The sequence below is a fragment of the Nocardioides abyssi genome, assembly GCF_030412915.1.
In the GTDB taxonomy this organism is placed as follows: domain Bacteria; phylum Actinomycetota; class Actinomycetes; order Propionibacteriales; family Nocardioidaceae; genus Nocardioides; species Nocardioides abyssi.
Map to the genome: position 1 here is coordinate 1 of NZ_JAUHJR010000272.1, position 223 is coordinate 223.

General features: G+C 75.8%; 1 protein-coding gene. It reads left to right on the plus strand.

Features of this window, described 5'->3' with window-relative positions:
• Positions 1-223, plus strand: a 223-nt coding sequence (locus QWY29_RS20750) for a hypothetical protein (protein WP_300963103.1), incomplete at both ends; no start/stop codon positions are given.

The window sequence follows — 223 nt, forward strand, 5'->3', positions numbered from 1 at the left end:
GCTGTCTGCTCCTCCATCCTCCCCTGGCGCTCCTGCGGCACCCGGGATCCCTGGGTCGGCGCCACGAGCGCCGAGCGGACCACCGCCGCGGTCGCGGCGGTCGAGGCCAGCGCCCCCACCATCTGGGGCGGCGACTGGAACCACGCGTTGTCCGGCCGTGAGTGGACCGGTTCCGTCGCGGGGCGACGGTCCCTCCTCGCCGCCATCGAGCGTCAGGGCCAGC